This window comes from Sneathiella glossodoripedis JCM 23214, from assembly GCF_000616095.1.
GTDB lineage: Bacteria > Pseudomonadota > Alphaproteobacteria > Sneathiellales > Sneathiellaceae > Sneathiella > Sneathiella glossodoripedis.
Genome location: NZ_BAMS01000001.1, coordinates 98256 through 117173, shown reverse-complemented (window position 1 = coordinate 117173; position 18918 = coordinate 98256). Strand labels below are relative to the sequence as shown.

Sequence of the window (18918 nt, the reverse complement as noted above, 5' to 3'; positions counted from 1 at the left end):
TATGTTTTATCGTGAAGCTGGACAGTTCAAGTCCTCCTACAAGGAAGATCAGGCAATATTCCCGATCCTGCAGGATCGCATCGGCATGGGCATTATTCTTTTAATAGCCTTTGTGGGAATTCCCCTGTTCACAGGAGATTATTTCATTGGCGCGATTATGACGCCGTTCCTTATCCTTGCTCTTGCTGCAATTGGTCTGAATATCCTCACAGGATATGCCGGGCAGATTTCATTGGGTACAGGCGGGTTTATGGCGGTTGGTGCGTTTGCTGCCTATAAATTTGCTACCTTCACCTTCACTTTCGGTGGCTTTGAAGGGACAATGCCTCTGGTCATTACAATATTACTGTCTGGTGTCATGGCTGCGCTGGTTGGTATTATGTTTGGTATTCCCAGTTTGCGCATTAAGGGCTTTTATCTGGCGGTTGCGACATTGGCGGCTCAGTTCTTTATCGAGTGGGTGTTTATTAAAGTTGGCTGGTTTACAAACTACAGTCCTTCAGGCGTGATTACAGCACCTCCGCTCATCATTATGGGGTATGAGTTTGATACAGCGGCTGAAAAGTACCTATTCACCCTAACGTTTGTTGCAATCCTTGCATTGGCAGCCAAGAATCTGGTGAGAAGCCACATCGGACGTGGTTGGATGGCTATTCGCGATATGGATATTGCTGCTGAAATTATCGGCTTTAAACCCCTTCAGACAAAGTTATCTGCCTTTGCGGTGAGTTCATTTTTCTGCGGCGTAGCCGGTGCACTTTGGGCTTTCGTGCATTTGGGCACTGTTGAGCCAGAGGCGTTTGGCATCAATCGTTCTTTCGCCATTCTGTTCATGGTGATTATTGGCGGTATGGGCAGTATCCTTGGGTCCTTCATTGGGGCTGCTTTCATCATGCTTTTGCCAATTTTCCTGAATAACGTTCCCCCTATGATTGGTTGGAATATTGGCGTTGACATGGTTGCTCACCTGGAATTCATGGTGTTTGGTGTCCTGATTATCTTTTTCTTGATTGTGGAGCCGCACGGGCTTGCAAGACTATGGACCATCGGTAAGGAGAAACTGAGAACCTGGCCGTTTCCATATTGATCTGTTTCCAAAAGGCGGTCAGAGTATCTGTATTGCCTTAGTGGTAATGGAATTCACTCTCTTGGCGGAATATTCCGTGAATTAACAAGGGTAACTCTGGGAGGAAAATATGAGTTTGAAGAAATTTGTACTCGGTGCTTTGGGAGCAGCAGTTTTGGCTGCACCGTTTACTGCACCAGCGCCAGCTTTTGCGGAAGATACACTTTATCTGCCAAAACTGGTTTACCGTACAGGTCCATTTGCACCAGGTGGTGTGCCGACAGCCAATGGGGCGGTTGATTACTGGGCGATGATTAATGAGCGCGATGGCGGTGTGAATGGCGCCAAAGTGATCGTTGAGGAATGCGAGTTCGGTTACAACACTGACCGTGGTGTGGAATGCTATGAGCGGACCAAAAACAAAAACAACGGTGCGTTGATTTATCAGCCATATTCTACTGGTGTTACCTACGCGCTGGCAGATCGTACACGTACAGATAAAATTCCATTGATGACAATGGGTTATGGTCGTGCTGACGCGGGTATCGGAACTGCTTTCCCATGGGTTTTCCCATTGATGACCAACTACTGGGGTCAGGCAACAGGTATCGTTAAGTATATTGGTGACCAAATCGGTGGTCTGGACAACCTGAAAGATAAAACTATCGCGCTCGTCTATCTGGATATCGCGTATGGCAAGGAATCCATTCCGATTATGGAAACTCTGTCAGAGAAATTTGGTTTCACGTTGAAGCAGTACCCAGTCGTATTCCCGGGTATTGAGCAGAAAGCGACTTGGTTGCAGATCCGCCGTGCAAAACCTGACTATATTGTCATGTGGGGCTGGGGTGCTATGAACGCTACTGCTATCAAAGAAGCAGCTAAAATCCGCTTCCCTGCCGAGAACTTCATCGGAAACTGGTGGTCAGGTGCTGAACAGGATACCGTTCCCGCAGGTGATGCCGCTGTTGGTTACAAGAGCGCTACCTTCTCAGCCGCGGGCAAGGAGTTTCCTGTCATTAAAGACATCATGACTCATGTTTATGGCAAAGGTAACGGGTCTGGTGAAGAAAATGTTGGGCAGGTGCTATACAACCGTGCTGTCCTCACTCAGGTCTTTATCCATGCAGGTATTTTGACCGCGCAGGAAAAATACGGTGTTAAAGCCATTACTTCCGAGCAATTGCGTTGGGGTCTTGAGAATATGAAGATGGATGCAGCAATGGCTGAAAAGCTGGGTGTTGCCGGAATGGGTCCTTCCATTTCACCAACTTGTGAAGACCATATCGGTGGTGGTGAATTCCAGATCCAGCAATGGGATGGAAAGAAATGGAATATCGTTTCTGACAAAATTACACCGATGAATGAGCTGGTACTCCCTGCAATGAAAGAATCTGCAGAGAACTACCTAAAAGAAAAAGGTCTTGAACCAGCTAGCTGCAGCTAAGCTGGATAGTAAAACTGACAAAGGAAGTCTTGCCAATGAACGCGTCAAGCAATCCCCTTCTCAGGTCAATAATATCGAGGTCATTTATGACCATGTTATCCTTGTCTTGAAAGGGGTCTCGCTGGAGGTCCCCGAAGGAAGCATTGTTTCCATCTTGGGAGCCAATGGCGCAGGCAAGACTACTTCTTTGAAAGCCATTTCGAACCTCCTCCGCTCTGAGCGTGGGGAGGTGACGAAGGGGTCGATCGAATATCGTGGTAATAACATAACTGAAAAATCCCCTGCAGAACTTGTAACTGAAGGTGTTGTTCAGGTTATGGAAGGACGGCATTGTTTTGAACATTTGACCGTTGAAGAAAATCTGATGACAGGTGCCTACACGCGTAAAGGCGGAAAGGCCATGATCAACAAGGAGTTGGAAAAAGTATATCATTACTTCCCGCGCCTTAAGGAACGCCGTACCTCACTAGCTGGATATATTTCAGGCGGTGAACAGCAAATGGTCGCCGTTGGTCGTGCTTTGATGGCTGAGCCAAATCTCATCTTGCTTGATGAGCCGTCCATGGGGCTGGCTCCTCAGTTGGTTGAGGAGATTTTCGAGATTGTGAAGCGCTTGAACGAGGAGACCGGTGTTAGCTTCCTTGTTGCTGAACAGAATGCTACAATTGCGCTGAAATATGCGCACTATGGTTACATTCTTGAAAATGGCCGTGTGGTGATGGATGGGGCGGCAAAAGACCTGTCCAATAATGAAGATGTGAAAGAATTTTATCTCGGACTTGGTGGTGATGGCCGCAAAAGTTTCCGTGATGTGAAGCATTATCGTCGTCGTAAACGTTGGTTGGCTTAAAAACGCTTCCTTTCCATACTTCTGAATAAATCTGAGAAAAATAATGCCCAGAACCGGTAAATTTTATGACGAGCTAGAAACTCGATCAGCTGATCAGCGCCAAGAAGACCAGCTGCAACAGCTTCAGGCGCAAATCGCACATGCCAAAGAAAATTCAACTTATTTCGGTGATTTGCTGAAAGATGTTAGTCCTTCAGATATTCAAAGCCTTGAGGATTTGGCGAGTTTGCCGGTAACTCGAAAATCTGATCTGGTTGCAACCCAAAAATCTGCACCGCCTCTTGGTGGATTGAACGGTGTGGAAATTGGGCAGATGTCAAACCTGTTTATGTCCCCTGGGCCTATTTTTGAACCAGCTCAGGATGTTGATGATTATTTTCGCATGGGACGTGCCATGTGGGCAGCCGGATTTCGCCCCGGTGATCTAGTCTATAATACGTTTTCCTATCATATGACACCAGCGGGACATATGATGGAAAGTGGTGCGAGGGCAGTTGGTTGCCCGGTATTTCCGGCCGGGATCGGTAATACCGAAATGCAATTGCAGGCCATTGAGACGCTAAAGCCAACAGCCTATGTCGGAACGCCATCATTCCTTAAAATCCTTCTTGAAAAAGGACGTGAAGCAGGCGCTGATATGTCATCCCTGAAAGTGGCGAGTGTTGGCGGGGAAGCATTGCCGCCATCGTTACGCCAGCAGTTGAAAGATATGGGAATGCAAACCGTCATTCAGTCCTATGGAACTGCGGACCTGGGTTTGATTGCTTATGAAACTGAAGCTATGGAAGGGATGACCATAGATGAAGGCATCATAGTTGAGATCGTTCGCCCGGGTACAGGAGATCCGGTTGCGCCTGGTGAGGTTGGTGAAGTTGTTGTCACGACATTTAATAAAACCTACCCGTTGATCCGCTTTGGAACTGGTGACATGTCTGCGTTTCTTCCCGGTGAAAGTGCTTGTGGGCGCACCGGGCCACGCATCAAAGGCTGGATGGGCCGTGCCGACCAAACGGCGAAGATCAAAGGGATGTTTGTTCATCCGGGCTCAGTCGTGGATGTGCAGAAACGACATGATGAAATCAAAAAGGTCCGGCTGGTTGTCACAAGCAAAGATAATGTGGATCAGATGACGCTCCACTGCGAGGTGGCCAATGGATCTGAGGAGTTGGAGAAAGACGTCGCCGCAACCTTGCAAAATCTCTGCAAGCTAAAAGGGGATGTGAAATTTGTTGAAATCGGCTCTCTTGTGAATGATGGCAAGGTGATCGATGATCAGCGAACATATGAATAGATTAACGTAATCATATTGCGAATAAAGGAACAATCCTGTAGTCAGTGATTGTTCCTTTTTTGTTTGAATAAGTAGGGCTTATGACCTTAATCGTTGAAAATCTGGGCTGTGTTCGTCAGGAACGCATTATTTTTAGCGATGTAAATTTCACGGTAAAAGCGGGTCAGGCATTGTGGGTTAAGGGACGCAATGGAACTGGAAAGTCGAGTTTGTTGCGGATAATAGCCCAACTGTTGAAACCAGCTTCTGGTCAGATCTCATGGCAACAAAAAGATGTGTTGGATGAACCGGTGGAATTTCTGAAGCGTTTCGAATATATAGGGCATCTGGATGCTTTGAAAACGTCCATGACGCCTCGAGAAAATCTTTCTTTTTGGGCTAAATATCGGGGGCCGAACAATATAGAAGCCGCCATTGAAGCATTTAAAATAGAAGAAATTGCTGATTTTCCAGTTCGCTCACTTTCAGCGGGGCAAAAAAAGCGTAGTAATCTGGCCAGGTTAATTGCTTGCCCTTCCAAAATTTGGATTCTCGATGAACCGATCAGTTCGCTTGATGTGCACTTTATTGATCTTTTCACCGATCTTTTACGGGCTCATTTGGAAGATGGGGGACTAGCGCTCTATGCAACCCATCAGGATTTGGAAATTGATGATGTTCAGTTGTTGAATCTGGATGAGTATACCGGGGCAGGGTCATGAGCGCATTTTATGCCTTGCTGAAACGTGACTTGCGCCTGGCTTACCGACAAGGGAGCGCTGTCACGCTGACACTTGCTTTTTTCATTATCGCAGTGACGTTGTTTCCACTGGGTGTCGGGCCGGAGTTGGCGGTGCTTGCAAGAATTGGCCCTGGTGTTTTGTGGGTTGGTGCGCTGCTGTCCTGCTTGCTGACTTTAGATCGATTATATCAGGCAGATTATGAGGACGGCACACTAGAACAACTGATGAAAGGCCCATTGCCGTTAGAATTAATGGTCCTTGCCAAGGTGGCAGCACATTGGATCTCTTCAGTGCTCCCACTGATTTTAATCGCTCCAGTTCTAGCGATTACCTTTAATATCGTGGCAGATGGGATTTGGGTCTTGGTGCTTTCGCTTCTAATTGGTTCCCCGGTTTTAAGTTTAATCGGTTCGATCGGTGCTGCACTTACTGTGGCAATGCGTCGCGGTGGTGTTCTCTTGTCGTTAATGATCCTGCCATTGTATATTCCCGTATTGATATTTGGTGTGGCAGCGGTTGAGGCAGCAATTTCCCTGTTGGCAATCAGCCCTCATTTGATGCTATTGGGCGGATTGACATTGGGCGCGTTGGTTTTATGCCCATTTGCGTCTGCAGCAGCGCTTCGTCTGGCTGTGGAATAGGAAGCCTGAGTTTGTATGAGAGAGAGTTAAACGGACATGGCAATTGATCTACATAGATATGCCAATCCCGCACGTTTCCTGCGGATCATGGGTGCAATATTCCCGTGGGTTGCGATCTCCACGGCCGTTTTATTGATCGCAGGTTTATATCTTGGGCTCTTTGTATCGCCAGAGGATTATCAGCAAGGTGATACGGTAAGAATTATGTTTATTCATGTGCCAGCTGCTTGGATGGCACTTTCGATTTACACAATGATGGCAATTTCATCCGCTGTGGGATTGATATGGAAGCACCCTGTAGCTGATCTTTCGGCCAAGGCGGCGGCGCCCATTGGAGCGTGCTTTACTTTCCTTGCGTTGGTAACTGGCGCCCTTTGGGGGCAACCGATGTGGGGTACATATTGGGTGTGGGATGCACGCCTAACCAGTGTACTCATTCTGTTTTTCCTGTATCTGGGATATATGGCCATATGGGAAAGTTTTGACGACCCTTCCAAGGCGGCCAAAGCGGCAGCCATTCTTGTACTGGTCGGGGTGATCAATATTCCCATAATCAAGTTTTCTGTTGATTGGTGGAATACACTACACCAGCCAGCCAGCGTTGCCACAATGGATGGACCGAAGATACACAGCTCCATACTTATTCCGCTACTGGTGATGGCTGCAGCCTATATGAGCTTGTTTATGTCCCTGTTCATTGTCCGCGTTAAATCGGAAATACTAGCGCGGCGGTTAAGGCTTTTGCAGATGAACAAGCTGCAGGAATAGTGGTTTCGCGTCATTGTGACGCATTGCGTAGCAGTTTCTTTGAAATAAGTGGAAGAACGATTATATAACGTTTGATTTGAATAATGGTCTGGTAGCAGGTTTTGGGTCGTGAGCGATTTTCTACATATGGGTGGATATGGTGTTTTTATCTGGGCGTCTTATGGCGTCTCGGCGCTGGTGCTAGTAACGCTTACGGTTATCAGTTTGCGTAACTTGAAGAAAATAGAGCGTGAGCTGGCCCCTCTGGAGGAAGCTAGACGAGATGCGCGCCGCCGAGGAAATATTCGACAGGAAATAGAATGACACGTAAACGCCGCAGACTGGTTGTCGTCTTATTATCGGTTGGTATTTTGGGACTAGCCGCCGCTCTTGTCTTGAACGCTTTTGAAGATAGTCTGGTCTTTTTTCACAGTCCTTCTGATCTTGTTGAAAAACCTGTGCCGCCCGGAAGAACATTTCGTCTTGGTGGACTGGTGGAAGAGGGAAGTTATGTAAAGCAGGGTGTTGATATTTCCTTTAATGTGACAGATCTGGCTGAGAGTATTCCCGTGAAGTATCGGGGCCTTGTCCCAGATTTGTTTCGTGAGGGGCAGGGGGTCGTAGCTGAAGGACAATTTGATGAGAACGGTACCTTTGTTGCTAGTAATGTTCTGGCTAAACATGATGAAAATTATATGCCGCCCGAGGTCGCTGAAAGTTTGAAAGAAGCGGGCCATTGGCAAGAACAGGCGGGCGATGAATGATCGGTGAAATTGGTCAGTTTGGATTGCTTCTTGCGCTTGTTGTATCAGTATTGCAAGGAAGTATTCCACTTGTCGGGGCAAGTAGTGGCAACTTGATACAAATGCGCTTTGCCAGCAGCGCGGCGCTTGTCCAGTTTATTGCCGTGACAATCAGTTTTGTTGCGCTCACGATTGCCTATCTGGGAAGCGATTTTTCGGTTGCGAATGTGGCCGAAAACTCTCATTCGTTAAAACCGCTCCTTTATAAAATCAGTGGAGTTTGGGGAAATCACGAAGGTTCGTTGCTGCTATGGGCTTGGATATTAGCGCTGTTTGGGTTCGCTGTGGCGGCATTCGGACAACAGCTTCCACTTACCTTGAAGTCCAGAGTGTTATCTATTCAAGGTCTGATTGGTCTTGGTTTCCTGTTGTTTATACTGTTTACCTCAAATCCATTTGAGCGGCTCGATCCCGCACCTTTTGAGGGGCGGGGGTTAAATCCGCTTCTGCAAGACCCGGGTCTGGCATTTCACCCACCGTTTCTGTATCTGGGCTATGTTGGGCTTTCCGTTACTTTTTCATTTGCCATTGCGGCATTGATTGAAGGCAAAGTAGATCCGGCCTGGGCTCGTTGGGTGCGTCCCTGGACTTTGGCGGCATGGGGGTTTTTAACGCTCGGGATAGCTTTAGGTTCCTGGTGGGCCTACTATGAACTCGGTTGGGGAGGTTGGTGGTTTTGGGATCCGGTCGAAAATGCTTCCTTTATGCCTTGGTTGGTCGCAACTGCACTCTTGCATTCAGCGATTGTTGTTGAAAAAAGGGATGCGCTGAAAAATTGGACTATTTTGTTGGCGATTATAGCGTTCAGCTTTTCGCTCCTAGGGACCTTCCTTGTTAGATCCGGCGTTCTAAATTCTGTACATGCGTTTGCAACTGACCCAGCCGTGGCGTTTTCATTCTTGCCTTTTTGTGTGTTGTCGTTGGTGGTTCCTTAACCCTTTACGCAGTCAGGGCACCTCATATGAAGGGGGGAGGACTGTTCGCGCCTATTAGCCGTGAAGGGGCGTTGGTTCTGAACAATCTGTTATTATCAACCGCGGCGGCAACTGTGCTTCTGGGTACGCTATATCCTTTGTTCCTTGATGCGTTTTCAGGGGCGAAGGTTTCTGTTGGACCGCCCTTTTTTAATGCGACGTTTCTTCCTCTCGCCATCCCGTTGGTGGTTGCGTTGGCGGTCGGACCGTTTTTACCTTGGAAACGCGCAGACCTGAACGGCGTTTTTGCTCGCTTGAAATTCGCTTTGATTTTCGTGTTGTTTGTTTTGGGAATAACTTGGTGGCTAGTTGATGAAGGGCCGATTTTGGCGTTTGTCGGGATGAGTCTCTTCGCTTGGTTGACCGCGGCGGTATTTATTGAGTGGGCCGGGCGCATAAAGCTGTTTAAAGTGGCTGTCTCGGAAAGTATGCGACGGGCGAAGAACTTGCCTCGTAGTGCTTATGGCATGTCTATTGCGCATTTGGGTGTCGCTATGATCATCCTGGGTATTACCGCGTCAGAAGCCTGGCAAAGCGAACGTCTTGACGTGATGAAAACAGGTGAAACGGCAACTGTTGGTGGGTACGAATTTACCTTTAAGGGTGCAGAAAAAGCTGTCGGGCCAAATTACGATATTCTGCGCGGAAAATTTGTGGCAAGTAAAAATGGTCATGACATAGTGACATTGCAGCCGGAACAACGCGTGTATCAAAACCCTCCGATGGAAACGACTGAAGCCGCAATTTGGCCGATGCTGTCGGCAGATCTGTATGTTGTGATTGGTGAAGAAGATGGTCAAGGCGGCTATGCAACACGTATATATCACAAGCCATTTGTATCTTGGATCTGGGGTGGCTCTATCGTGATGTTTATAGGTGGCTTATTCAGCTTAAGTGATCGGCGCTTTAGAATAGGCGCAGCCAGAGGAGCCAAAAAACCCATTGCAGGTGTTGGAGCGGCCGGATGAAAGTAAAGTTTCTTGCACCTATATTGACATTTACGGCAATCGCGCTGGTGATGCTGTATGCCCTTTTTTATTTAGACCCGACAGAGATTCCGTCTGAATTAATTGACAAAAAAGCGCCCGAGTTTTCGCTATCAGCGGTGCCAGGTTTTGGAGATGATCTTTCTTCCGCTCACCTGCAAGATGGCAAAATTACTTTGCTGAATGTTTTTGCGTCGTGGTGTGTCGCCTGTCTTGCGGAGCATCCGGTTCTTATGGATTTAAGCCGGAACGGACAGGTTGAAATTTATGGGCTTAATTATAAGGATACACCAACCGCTGCTGCTGAATGGCTTGCCAAACACGGTAACCCCTACACACGAACCGGTATGGATTTGAAAGGCAGAGTTGGGATTGATTTTGGAGTATATGGCGTACCCGAAACCTTTATTATGGGGCCTGATGGTACAATACTGGACAAAATTATAGGGCCGATTACGGACAAGGATCTTAAAGAAAAGATATTACCCCGGCTGGCACAGAGGCAAGGGTGATGTCTTGGATTAAATGGAAAGCAGGTGCCTGGCAAATTTCTTTGGTATTTGCGCTGGTGTTTTTCTGGAATATGCAGGCGAAGGCCGTCTTTGTCGAAGAGCGTTTGGATGATCCTAGGCTTGAAGAACGGGCGCGAAATCTGGCGGAAGGTATTCGCTGTCTCGTATGCCAAAACCAGTCCATTATGGATAGCAACGCGGATCTAGCAAAAGATCTCCGATCCATTGTGCGAGAGCGCATTTCCGCTGGCGACAGCGATGAAGAAGTTCGTCAATTTCTTGTGTCGCGTTATGGTGACTGGGTTTTGTTGAACCCCCCTTTTCGGTTGAGAACAATTATGTTGTGGGTCTTTCCTTTTGTGGCCCTTGTTCTTGGGGGTGTCTTTGTCGTGAGATTTTTGCGTAGCAGGCAAAATCCTACAGCTGAAAACGCTAATCTAGCCCCTTTATCTCCGGAAGAGGAAGCGGAGCTCGAAAAAATGTTGGGTTCTGGCAAGGATGGGGGGCGAAAATGATTTGGGTTGTACTCGTTATCATTAGTTTGATTGCGCTCACTATCCTGCTGCTGCCCTTCTTTAGGCCAGGCGGCCAGGGTGAAAATCACAAGTTAGAAGGACTGGATGTTTATAAATCACAGTTGGCAGAACTGGATGCGGATATTTCCAGAGGTGTCTTGAGTGAAGAAGAAGCTGAGCCAGTCCGCCTTGAAGTTCAAAGACGGATATTGAAGGCAAGCCGGTCAGGAAGTCTGAAGTCCTATAGCGGTGGACCTCAATTTCTCCTTGCAATTGCGATTGCATCTGTTGTGCTTGTAGGAAGCTTCTCGTTGTATTTTATGACAGGTTCACCGCATTTACCGTCAAAGCCGCTGGCCGAACGTAATATTGACCAGGAAAAAAGAGATTTAGCGGGGCAGGATCTGAATAGTTTGGTCAAAAGACTGGCTGAGAAACTTCAGGAGAACCCAGAAAATATTGACGGTTGGGTATTGCTTGCCCGCACTTTATCGCGGATGGAAAGATTTGAGGATGCAGCCAAGACCTACCTGCAGGCGACCAGACTGGCGCCCAAGGATGCGGAGTTATTTGTTGGTGCCGCGGAAAACTTTTATTATTTGGCAGGTGGTACCGTTAGTGAAGTCGCACTAGAGAATTTCAAGAAGGCGTACCAAATCGATCCGTTACATCCCGGCGCGCGCTATTATCTCGCCGTTTATGAAGCGCAGAATGGGAACCTAGAAACTGCACTAGAACAGTGGATGGAACTTTATCAGGATAGTGCTTCCGATGCGCCATTTATGCCTCTGCTCCGTGAGAGAATTGAGCGCAGTGCCAAAGAGCTGGACCGCGATATTTCGGATTTACTTGCCAGCAATGCAACTGCTGTTGAGAGGAATGGTCCAACCCGTGCGGAAATGGAAGCTGCAGCTGAAATGAGTGCCGCTGATCGTCAGGAAATGATTGAAAATATGGTGGCCGGCCTTGCAGAGCGTATGCGGGAGACGCCAGAGTTCGATGGGTTGATGCGATTAGGAAAAGCGTATGCTACTCAGCAAAAATTTCAACTTTCCGCCAGTGCATATGAACAGGCCGCAAGGTTACAGCCACAAAATGTTGAACCGCTTGTTATGCAAGCCTTGTCATTGATCAGAGGCAATCAGTCAAAAGAGCCGCCAACAGCTGCTATTGAAATTTATCGCCGCGTTCTTGCTCTTGATGATAGCGTAGCGGAGGCGCATTGGTATGTTGGTGTAAGTGAGGCATTGGCCGGTAACTCCAAACAGGCTAAATTGCATTGGCAAAGGATGTTGGAGCTGGTACCAACAGATAGCACACTTCATGCAAATGTGACCGAAGCGATAAAGTCCCTTTCCCAGAACCCACGAAATTGATAAATTGGACAAGCGGATAGAAATCTGCATTGGGGGTTTTGGAGTAAATGGTCAGAATTTCAGGGACTTTATCAAATAGCGTCAGTATGTCCGCGGGCACTTATGCACAAGGTGATCAGAACAATCCAAGGCAGATCAAGGAAGTTCAAAAACCGGATAGGCCCACTGCGATTGGTGTCCAGCGCCCTGACATGACCTTTAGTGGTATCGGCAGAACGCTAGATATAAACGTTTGACCAAATTTCAGGATTGAAAAACACAGGACCAGCCAGTGACATCCCCGAACCCTTCAGATTATGGATTTAAGCGTGAAATTCCGGAAGGCGATAATGTTGAACGGGATGTCTGCAGAGATTGTGGTTGGGTGCATTATGTAAACCCAAAAATAGTTGTTGGTTCGGTGGTGACTTTTGAAGATCGGTTCTTGTTGTGTCGCCGCGCAATTCATCCTCGTAAACAGTTTTGGACCTTGCCTGCCGGCTATATGGAACAAAAAGAAACCACAGAAGAAGGTGCAATCCGCGAAGCCTATGAGGAGGCTAACGCCAATATTCGGATTCGCGATCTCCTTGGTGTCTACAATATTACTCATATTAGTCAGGTTCAGCTTATGTATCGGGCTGAGTTGGTTAGCGAAGAAATATCTCCGGGCCCGGAATCATTGGAAGTCGGGTTGTTTAAGTGGACTGAAATCCCATGGGAAGAGCTCGCATTTCCAACAGTATACTGGGCGTTGCACCATTACGATCAAATCAAAGATAAAAAGTCATTCGTACCTTTTGGGAATGCTGAAGGCGAGCTAAAGCAAAGGTCTTTTGAAATCATGAAACGCAGTTTGGACTAAAAGTGTCTGCACAAATACTCTTGAAGTAAGTCTTCATATTTCAGGATTGATTTATAGGATTTAAAGTCATTGCTCATGGTTGAAATGTGCCGGGACAAAAGCCTCGCTCGTATTGGATCTTGTGCAACTTCTTGAAGAGGGGTGTTGTAGATACGGATTGTAAACAATGCGTCCTGTGTATCCTGAATACGTTGGAGTGTTTGCCGTTCTACACGAAAGAAAATCCCGGAACCAATTGTTTGTCTTGTGATTTTTGCAGGCGTTTGCAGCTGCGCCACCAATCGGGCTGGAATAGGTCCTCTCGATCATATAATCCCCAGTTAAAACGCTCGACCAATTTTTCTTGTTTCATGTTTTTGAAAAACAGATCAATCGAATGCCCGATTTGTTTATTTACACCCGGCACAGGGGCGTGAATATTTCTTATGCTTTCCCCGACCTTGGTTTTTAAGTTCCAGGCTGACGGAAAGCAAACAACAGCGGAGATCAGATTAAATCCGTTTTCACCTTCACGCATGATGACGAGGTCTTCCTGAATGAGGCTGGCTGCTTTTACCAGGTCATTTTCATCATCAAGTGGCTTGAAGCTTGACAGATTTGGCATCTGGAATTTTAAAGTTTCTTGCACCATCTGACAGACGCGATGTTCCGCCTTCGAAGCGTCTTTGACCGACGCAAAAACATCAGAGCGTTGCTTTTGAAGCAATGATCTTCGAATATTTATCTGCTGCTCATAGTCGTGATCTACTTTAATCCAGCTTCCTGACGGCGCTGGTTTTAAGCCCATTGACAGTTTGAAGTTTCCATCTTCAAGCGGAAAATAAGGAAGCGCCACCTGCTTTATTCCTCTGGGCTGTCTTCACTTTTCGTACTGTGCTTGGTGAGCAACGGGACTTGAGCCATAAAAAATACGAAAGTTATGCCGGTAAAGCCGAACACTTTTACGTTTACCCAAAAGTCGGTGGAAAAGTTACGCCAGACGATTTCATTAACCACAGCCAGACTTAGGAAGAACAGTGTCAGTCGGACTGTCAATTGATGCCATCCGGTGTCAGAAAGATCCCAGAAATTACCAAATAGCGTTTTTACAAATGACTTGCCCAGTAATAATCCCGCCGCTAACGCTGCTGCAAATAACGCATAGATGATCGTTGGCTTCATTTTTATGAAAGTATCATCATTCAGATATAGGGTCAGGCCCCCGAAAATAGTAACAACAACCGCCGTCACCAATGGCATGGCCGGGATTCGTTTTTCATAAGCGTAGGATACAATAAGCGAACCCAATGTGGTCGCCATGATTGCACCAGTTGCGACATACAAATCATAGAGATAGTAGGCAGCAAAGAAGATTACGATAGGACCGAGCTCTGTTGCTGTTTTGATCGACTGAGGCATCTTACGCGTCGACATAAATACTACTCCTGAAATTGATTAGGGGTTATTGACACCGGCAAGGGCGCGCGCGAAATCTTCTGCTGCGAAAGGCTGCAGATCATCGACACCTTCACCTACGCCAATAGCATGCACGGGAAGTTTGAACTTATCGGCTATGGCAACCAGAACACCACCGCGTGCAGTTCCATCCAGTTTGGTCATGACCAAACCGGTTACATCACAGGTTTTGCCGAAAATTTCCGCTTGATTTAAAGCATTTTGGCCTGTCGTTGCATCCAATACCAAAATAGATGAATGCGGGAGGCTCGCATCCAACTTGCGAAGAACACGGATGATTTTTTCGAGCTCAGCCATCAGGTCTGTCTTGTTTTGCAGCCTCCCTGCCGTGTCAATTAGCAGCAGGTCTGCATAGTCAGCTACAGCTTTTTCATATGCTGTGTAGGCTAATCCTGCGGCATCACCGCCAACTTTGGTTGTAACAACACTTGCGCCCGTACGCTCTCCCCAGATGCCGAGTTGCTCCACCGCTGCCGCGCGGAATGTGTCGCCGGCGGCAAGAACAACTTTTTTACCCATTGCGGTATATTGTTTGGCAAATTTACCAATCGTCGTTGTCTTACCGGATCCGTTGACACCAATGACCAGCACGACATGAGGTTTCTTGTCACTATCAAGTTCAAACGGCCGTGCAACAGGGGTTAAGATTTCTGTAATTTCTGCGGCAAGGGCTTCTCGAATTTCCTCTGGGGCTATTTCCTTGTCATATCGTGTTTTTGCAATGTTGGCTGTTATACGTGCGGCTGTTGTAACTCCTAAGTCTGAAGTAATTAGCAGTTCTTCAAGCTCTTCAACAACATCGTCATCGAGCTTGCGTTTCGTGAAAATATCCGAAATACCACTGGAAATTTTGTTGGATGACCGCTTCAGTCCATCGGTTAGTTTTCGAAACCAACCCTTTTTTTCTGTCTGCCCTGTTTCACTCATGAAATGGAAGTTTCCTTAAAACTGCCCTGCAGCTTTTTGCCATCGCTGCCTGTAATCAATACATCGATAATCCTACCGGGTTCCGCGGTAAAATCAAAGCTTACCGGTGCGTAGGTTTCAGTTCGACCCGTGGTTTCGTTTTCGGCGAGTACGGAGAGTCTTTTACCAATTAGTGAGTGCAAATGTCTTTTCAGGTTGGCGTCCCCAACAGCTCGTAAATTGGCAGCGCGTTTTTTTCTAATGTTTCCTGCTACCTGAGGCATTTTCGATGCCGGCGTCCCAGGTCGCTCTGAGTAGGGAAACACATGCGCATAAGTAATGTCACACTCCTCCAGCAGAAGTCTGCTATTTTCAGCCATCTCGTCTGTTTCTGTTGGAAAGCCGGCAATGATGTCTGCACCAAATACGACATCTGGGCGAAGAGATCTTGCCCTTGCGACAAAGTCATATACATCCTGCCTCAGATGTCTGCGTTTCATTCGTTTAAGCACCATATCGTCACCAGCCTGAAGACTGATGTGAAGGTGAGGCATTAAGCGCTTTTCGTGTTCAATAAGGTGCCACAAGTCATCATCGATTTCTACGGGATCCAAAGAAGACAGTCGGAGCCTTTTAATTTCGGGTACTGCGGCCAGAAGTCGGCGACACATTTGACCTAATGTTGGTGTTCCGGGTAAATCTTCTCCGTAGGCGGTGATATCGACGCCGGTCAGAACAAATTCCTGATAACCATTAGCACAGAGGGATTTCGCCTGCTCCGCAATAGCTCCTATCGGTACGGAACGACTATTGCCTCGACCATAAGGAATAATGCAGAACGTGCATCTGTGATTGCAGCCATTCTGAATCTGTAAAAACGCGCGAGCACGGCCTTCGAATCCTTCCAGAAGGTGACTGGCGGTTTCGGTGGCGGACATGATGTCGTTGACCTGTACTCTCTCACTTGCTTCAAGGCCGAAAGAAGTTGCTTCGAGCTTTTCCAGGTTACCCAGAATTTGATCAACTTCATCCATGTATTGGAATTGATCCGGGTTTGTTTGGGCAGCACATCCCGTAACGATAATTTTTGCGTCTGGTTTGTCACGGCGGGCTTTTCGAATTGCCTGACGGGCCTGTCGTTCAGCTTCGCTTGTTACAGCGCAAGTGTTGATGATAACCGCGTTATCGAGGCCCGCCGCTGTGGCGTGACCCCGCATAACTTCAGATTCGTATGTATTGAGCCTGCAGCCGAAGGTAATGACTTCCGGGCCAGTATTGGCTTTCGGGCTACTCATTAGTGGGAGCCTTCCAGTAAGCTGAGGTCCAATACACCTTCAAAGGAATACGCAACCGGACCGCCCATTAGCACGTTTCCGCTTTCAAGATATTCCATATCAAGCGGACCTCCATTTAAATGTAAACGTGCTTTTCCATCGCTAAGGCCTCTGCGACATGCAGCTACAATTGTCGCACAGGCGGCTGAACCGCAGGCGAGCGTTATGCCAACACCGCGTTCCCAGACGCGAAGGCGAAACTCTCCATTTTCCATGGGGCTTGCGACGCTGATGTTAGCCTTGGCCGGAAGTAGTGAATCGTTCTCAAGGACAGGTCCCCATTTTTCAAGTTCGATCTCATCCGCGTTTTCAACAAAAAAGACCAGATGTGGGTTGCCCATATTGACCGCCACAGGATAACTGAGGGGACCAGCAGAAATTTCAACCTTATCTGTATCCTGTTTGGTTGCGAGTGGGATGGCTTGCCAGTCGAGATTTGGCACACCCATATCAACTACTATATTTCCGCCAGAAATTTTTTTACCTTTTAAATGGCCTGCAACTGTTTCAACAACAACAATATCTTTTTGCTTTTCTGTCATCATTAGATGCGCAACACAACGCGTCGCATTGCCGCAGGCCTCAGCCTCGGTTCCATCCGAGTTGAAGATCCGCATAAACACGTCAGCCGTTGCAGAATTTTCCAGCACAATCAATTGATCATAGCCAACACCGCGATGCCTGTCCCCGATGGCTCGTAATTGTCCGGAGGATAGTTTGGGTGGGTGACCGCGACCGTCAATGATGACGAAGTCGTTTCCAAGCCCGTGCATTTTTTTAAAAGATACCGTTTCCATACCGCGCGATATAGGCGTTTAGGGCGTTTAGGTCCAGCGTTTGTTTAGCTTTTTTGCGTGTAAAGGCTTGACTCTTGAGGTCAGCTATGGCTATTTCACCGCACTCACGTTAAATGAGCCATATCATTTGTGCCGCATTCAGGTACCCGTCAGTCCGCGAGTTTCGCGCACTGGCGCTTTTTGCGTTGTACCGATTCTGGTGATTTATCGTGAATAGAGATTTAATAGCAATTGGCTGATTTGAACGGGTTTATACCAGAATGTTCGAAAATTTGACAGGCAGACTAGGCGACGTACTTGGTAAATTGACCAAGCGTGGCGCTCTGACAGAAGCGGATGTCAGTGAGGTGATGCGAGAGGTGCGCGTTGCCTTGCTGGAAGCGGATGTCGCGCTGCCCGTCGTTAAAAGCTTTATTAAAAAAGCGAAGGCCAAGGCTGTCGGAACCGAAGTTCTGAAGTCCATTAATCCCGGGCAAATGGTTATCAAGGTGGTTCATGACCAGCTTGTTGAAACACTTGGCTCCGAATCACAAGAGCTTAACCTTCTAGCAGTGCCACCTGTTGTTTTCATGATGGTGGGACTGCAAGGCTCAGGTAAGACAACATCGACTGCTAAAATTGCCAAATTTTTGACGGAAAAGCATGGCAAGAAAGTGATGATGGCGTCACTGGACGTGCGCCGTCCTGCAGCTCAGGAGCAGTTGAAGGTATTAGGCGAGCAGACTGGGGTTACGACCCTGCCTATCGTTGCTGGCCAGCAACCGGTTGAAATTGCCAATCGTGCTCTTCAGTCGGCGAAGTTGCAAGGCTTCGATGTGGTCATGCTTGATACGGCTGGCCGTCTACATGTGGATGAGCAGTTGATGGCGGAAATGAAAGCCGTTCATCAAGTGGCCGCACCAACAGAAACATTGCTGGTGGTTGATAGCTTGACTGGTCAAGATGCCGTCAATGTGGCCGAGCAGTTCAGGGAGCGGGTAGATGTCACGGGTATCGTGATGACCCGTATTGATGGTGATGGTCGCGGTGGTGCTGCGCTTTCCATGCGTGAGGTCACTGGTTGTCCGATCAAGCTGCTGGGCACGGGTGAGAAAATGGATGCGCTTGAGGCGTTTCATCCAGACCGGATAGCCAACAGAATTCTTGGCATGGGGGACGTTGTCTCTCTTGTTGAAAAAGCGTCAGAAATGATCGAAAAGGATGAAGCTGAAAAGCTCGCCCTGAAGATGCAAAAAGGCACGTTCGATCTTGATGACCTTGCAGGCCAACTCCGTCAGATGCTGAAAATGGGCGGTATGGGCAGCCTTGTTGGAATGTTGCCTGGTGTTGGCAAGATGAAGAAGCAGCTTGAAGGTGTAAATCTTGATGACAAGTTGCTTAAAAGACAGATCGCAATTGTGGAATCCATGACCCCCAAGGAGCGTAGGAATCCTCAAATTATCGCGGCATCCCGCAAGAGACGCATTGCGGCTGGTGCTGGAATGTCCGTTCAGGACGTTAATCGGTTGCTCAAGCAGCACAAACAGATGGCGTCAATGATGAAAAAGGTGAAGAAGCTCGGCAACAAGGGCGTTATGCGCGGCGGGTTGCAAGGGCTTTTGCCACCGGGAATGAAATTTTAGGTAATACAGTTTTTGACTGAAGAGAAAGAA

General features: G+C 47.6%; 21 protein-coding genes and 1 pseudogene. 16 read left to right on the top strand and 6 right to left on the bottom strand.

Annotated elements, in window-relative coordinates:
* Nucleotide 1 precedes the first annotated feature (1 nt).
* The 15 genes and pseudogenes from JCM23214_RS00580 to JCM23214_RS00510 all read left to right on the top strand — a co-directional run bounded on the left by JCM23214_RS00580 (nt 2) and on the right by JCM23214_RS00510 (nt 12774).
* Nucleotides 2-1087: a branched-chain amino acid ABC transporter permease gene (locus JCM23214_RS00580; RefSeq protein WP_025896958.1), complete on the top strand. Its 1086-nt coding sequence runs from the start codon at nt 2-4 to the stop codon at nt 1085-1087.
* Between the two features lie 109 nt (nt 1088-1196).
* A complete protein-coding gene (locus JCM23214_RS00575) occupies nt 1197-2513 on the top strand; it encodes an ABC transporter substrate-binding protein (RefSeq protein ID WP_025896956.1) in 1317 nt (438 codons plus the stop codon).
* 73 nt (nt 2514-2586) lie between these two features.
* The gene (locus JCM23214_RS00570; protein ID WP_369405879.1) at nt 2587-3363 is read left to right on the top strand and encodes an ABC transporter ATP-binding protein; all 777 of its coding nucleotides are present in this window, start codon (nt 2587-2589) and stop codon (nt 3361-3363) included.
* 43 nt (nt 3364-3406) lie between these two features.
* Entirely contained in the window at nt 3407-4654 is a 1248-nt protein-coding gene (locus tag JCM23214_RS00565; protein WP_025896954.1) for a phenylacetate--CoA ligase family protein, read from the top strand.
* 80 nt (nt 4655-4734) lie between these two features.
* Nucleotides 4735-5355 carry a heme ABC exporter ATP-binding protein CcmA gene (ccmA, locus tag JCM23214_RS00560; RefSeq protein ID WP_025896952.1) on the top strand — a complete coding sequence of 207 codons (621 nt, stop codon included), beginning with the start codon at nt 4735-4737 and terminating at the stop codon, nt 5353-5355.
* Nucleotides 5352-6017 (top strand): heme exporter protein CcmB, encoded by a 666-nt coding sequence (gene ccmB / locus JCM23214_RS00555; RefSeq protein ID WP_025896951.1) that lies wholly within the window; start codon nt 5352-5354, stop codon nt 6015-6017. Before ccmA ends, ccmB begins: the two co-directional genes overlap by 4 nt.
* A gap of 36 nt (nt 6018-6053) precedes the next feature.
* Nucleotides 6054-6785: a heme ABC transporter permease gene (locus JCM23214_RS00550; RefSeq protein WP_025896949.1), complete on the top strand. Its 732-nt coding sequence runs from the start codon at nt 6054-6056 to the stop codon at nt 6783-6785.
* A gap of 108 nt (nt 6786-6893) precedes the next feature.
* Nucleotides 6894-7088, top strand: a complete 195-nt coding sequence (gene ccmD, locus JCM23214_RS22940; protein WP_025896948.1) for a heme exporter protein CcmD — start codon at nt 6894-6896, stop codon at nt 7086-7088.
* Nucleotides 7085-7528 (top strand): cytochrome c maturation protein CcmE, encoded by a 444-nt coding sequence (gene ccmE, locus JCM23214_RS00540; RefSeq protein WP_025896947.1) that lies wholly within the window; start codon nt 7085-7087, stop codon nt 7526-7528. The genes ccmD and ccmE overlap by 4 nt, the downstream gene beginning before the upstream one ends.
* Nucleotides 7525-9509: pseudogene (locus tag JCM23214_RS26360) on the top strand (heme lyase CcmF/NrfE family subunit). Before ccmE ends, JCM23214_RS26360 begins: the two are co-directional and overlap by 4 nt.
* Nucleotides 9506-10039, top strand: coding sequence for a DsbE family thiol:disulfide interchange protein (locus tag JCM23214_RS00530; protein ID WP_025896946.1), 534 nt, complete (start codon nt 9506-9508; stop codon nt 10037-10039). The pseudogene JCM23214_RS26360 and the gene JCM23214_RS00530 overlap by 4 nt, the downstream one beginning before the upstream one ends.
* Nucleotides 10039-10554, top strand: a complete 516-nt coding sequence (locus JCM23214_RS00525; protein WP_025896945.1) for a cytochrome c-type biogenesis protein — start codon at nt 10039-10041, stop codon at nt 10552-10554. Before JCM23214_RS00530 ends, JCM23214_RS00525 begins: the two co-directional genes overlap by 1 nt.
* Nucleotides 10551-11930, top strand: coding sequence for a c-type cytochrome biogenesis protein CcmI (gene ccmI / locus JCM23214_RS00520; protein WP_025896943.1), 1380 nt, complete (start codon nt 10551-10553; stop codon nt 11928-11930). The genes JCM23214_RS00525 and ccmI overlap by 4 nt, the downstream gene beginning before the upstream one ends.
* A gap of 47 nt (nt 11931-11977) precedes the next feature.
* A complete protein-coding gene (locus tag JCM23214_RS00515) occupies nt 11978-12166 on the top strand; it encodes a hypothetical protein (protein ID WP_025896942.1) in 189 nt (62 codons plus the stop codon).
* 35 nt (nt 12167-12201) lie between these two features.
* Entirely contained in the window at nt 12202-12774 is a 573-nt protein-coding gene (locus JCM23214_RS00510) for an NUDIX hydrolase (protein ID WP_025896940.1), read from the top strand.
* On the opposite strand, the gene JCM23214_RS26355 is transcribed toward JCM23214_RS00510, so the two are convergent.
* The 6 genes from JCM23214_RS26355 to dapF are packed head-to-tail and all read right to left on the bottom strand — an operon-like array spanning nt 12771 to nt 17242.
* Entirely contained in the window at nt 12771-13052 is a 282-nt protein-coding gene (locus tag JCM23214_RS26355) for a heme-dependent oxidative N-demethylase subunit alpha family protein (protein ID WP_159104275.1), read from the bottom strand. The genes JCM23214_RS00510 and JCM23214_RS26355 overlap by 4 nt on opposite strands.
* Entirely contained in the window at nt 12983-13609 is a 627-nt protein-coding gene (locus JCM23214_RS00505; protein WP_025896939.1) for a heme-dependent oxidative N-demethylase subunit alpha family protein, read from the bottom strand. The genes JCM23214_RS26355 and JCM23214_RS00505 overlap by 70 nt, the downstream gene beginning before the upstream one ends.
* 5 nt (nt 13610-13614) lie before the next feature.
* On the bottom strand, nt 13615-14187 hold the full coding sequence (locus tag JCM23214_RS00500; RefSeq protein ID WP_025896937.1) for a septation protein A: 573 nt from the start codon (nt 14185-14187) through the stop codon (nt 13615-13617).
* A gap of 21 nt (nt 14188-14208) precedes the next feature.
* Nucleotides 14209-15156, bottom strand: coding sequence for a signal recognition particle-docking protein FtsY (gene ftsY, locus JCM23214_RS00495; RefSeq protein WP_025896935.1), 948 nt, complete (start codon nt 15154-15156; stop codon nt 14209-14211).
* Nucleotides 15153-16430, bottom strand: coding sequence for a tRNA (N(6)-L-threonylcarbamoyladenosine(37)-C(2))-methylthiotransferase MtaB (mtaB, locus tag JCM23214_RS00490; protein WP_025896934.1), 1278 nt, complete (start codon nt 16428-16430; stop codon nt 15153-15155). The genes ftsY and mtaB overlap by 4 nt, the downstream gene beginning before the upstream one ends.
* Nucleotides 16430-17242, bottom strand: coding sequence for a diaminopimelate epimerase (gene dapF / locus JCM23214_RS00485; protein ID WP_199899167.1), 813 nt, complete (start codon nt 17240-17242; stop codon nt 16430-16432). Before dapF ends, mtaB begins: the two co-directional genes overlap by 1 nt.
* 284 nt (nt 17243-17526) lie before the next feature.
* Here dapF and ffh point away from each other — a divergent pair, with 284 nt between their 5' ends.
* A complete protein-coding gene (gene ffh, locus JCM23214_RS00480) occupies nt 17527-18888 on the top strand; it encodes a signal recognition particle protein (RefSeq protein ID WP_025896931.1) in 1362 nt (453 codons plus the stop codon).
* Nucleotides 18889-18918: the final 30 nt, after the last annotated feature.

Coding starts and splice junctions, on each gene's coding strand:
- JCM23214_RS00580 (WP_025896958.1), top strand. CDS start 2: ATGTTTTATCGTGAAGCTGGACAGTTCAAGTCCTCCTACAAGGAAGAT.
- JCM23214_RS00500 (WP_025896937.1), bottom strand. CDS start 14,187: ATGTCGACGCGTAAGATGCCTCAGTCGATCAAAACAGCAACAGAGCTC.
- JCM23214_RS00515 (WP_025896942.1), top strand. CDS start 11,978: ATGGTCAGAATTTCAGGGACTTTATCAAATAGCGTCAGTATGTCCGCG.
- mtaB (WP_025896934.1), bottom strand. CDS start 16,430: ATGAGTAGCCCGAAAGCCAATACTGGCCCGGAAGTCATTACCTTCGGC.
- JCM23214_RS00530 (WP_025896946.1), top strand. CDS start 9,506: ATGAAAGTAAAGTTTCTTGCACCTATATTGACATTTACGGCAATCGCG.
- JCM23214_RS00550 (WP_025896949.1), top strand. CDS start 6,054: ATGGCAATTGATCTACATAGATATGCCAATCCCGCACGTTTCCTGCGG.
- ccmA (WP_025896952.1), top strand. CDS start 4,735: ATGACCTTAATCGTTGAAAATCTGGGCTGTGTTCGTCAGGAACGCATT.
- dapF (WP_199899167.1), bottom strand. CDS start 17,242: ATGCACGGGCTTGGAAACGACTTCGTCATCATTGACGGTCGCGGTCAC.
- ftsY (WP_025896935.1), bottom strand. CDS start 15,156: ATGAGTGAAACAGGGCAGACAGAAAAAAAGGGTTGGTTTCGAAAACTA.
- ffh (WP_025896931.1), top strand. CDS start 17,527: ATGTTCGAAAATTTGACAGGCAGACTAGGCGACGTACTTGGTAAATTG.
- JCM23214_RS00565 (WP_025896954.1), top strand. CDS start 3,407: ATGCCCAGAACCGGTAAATTTTATGACGAGCTAGAAACTCGATCAGCT.
- JCM23214_RS00525 (WP_025896945.1), top strand. CDS start 10,039: ATGTCTTGGATTAAATGGAAAGCAGGTGCCTGGCAAATTTCTTTGGTA.
- ccmB (WP_025896951.1), top strand. CDS start 5,352: ATGAGCGCATTTTATGCCTTGCTGAAACGTGACTTGCGCCTGGCTTAC.
- JCM23214_RS00575 (WP_025896956.1), top strand. CDS start 1,197: ATGAGTTTGAAGAAATTTGTACTCGGTGCTTTGGGAGCAGCAGTTTTG.
- ccmE (WP_025896947.1), top strand. CDS start 7,085: ATGACACGTAAACGCCGCAGACTGGTTGTCGTCTTATTATCGGTTGGT.
- ccmI (WP_025896943.1), top strand. CDS start 10,551: ATGATTTGGGTTGTACTCGTTATCATTAGTTTGATTGCGCTCACTATC.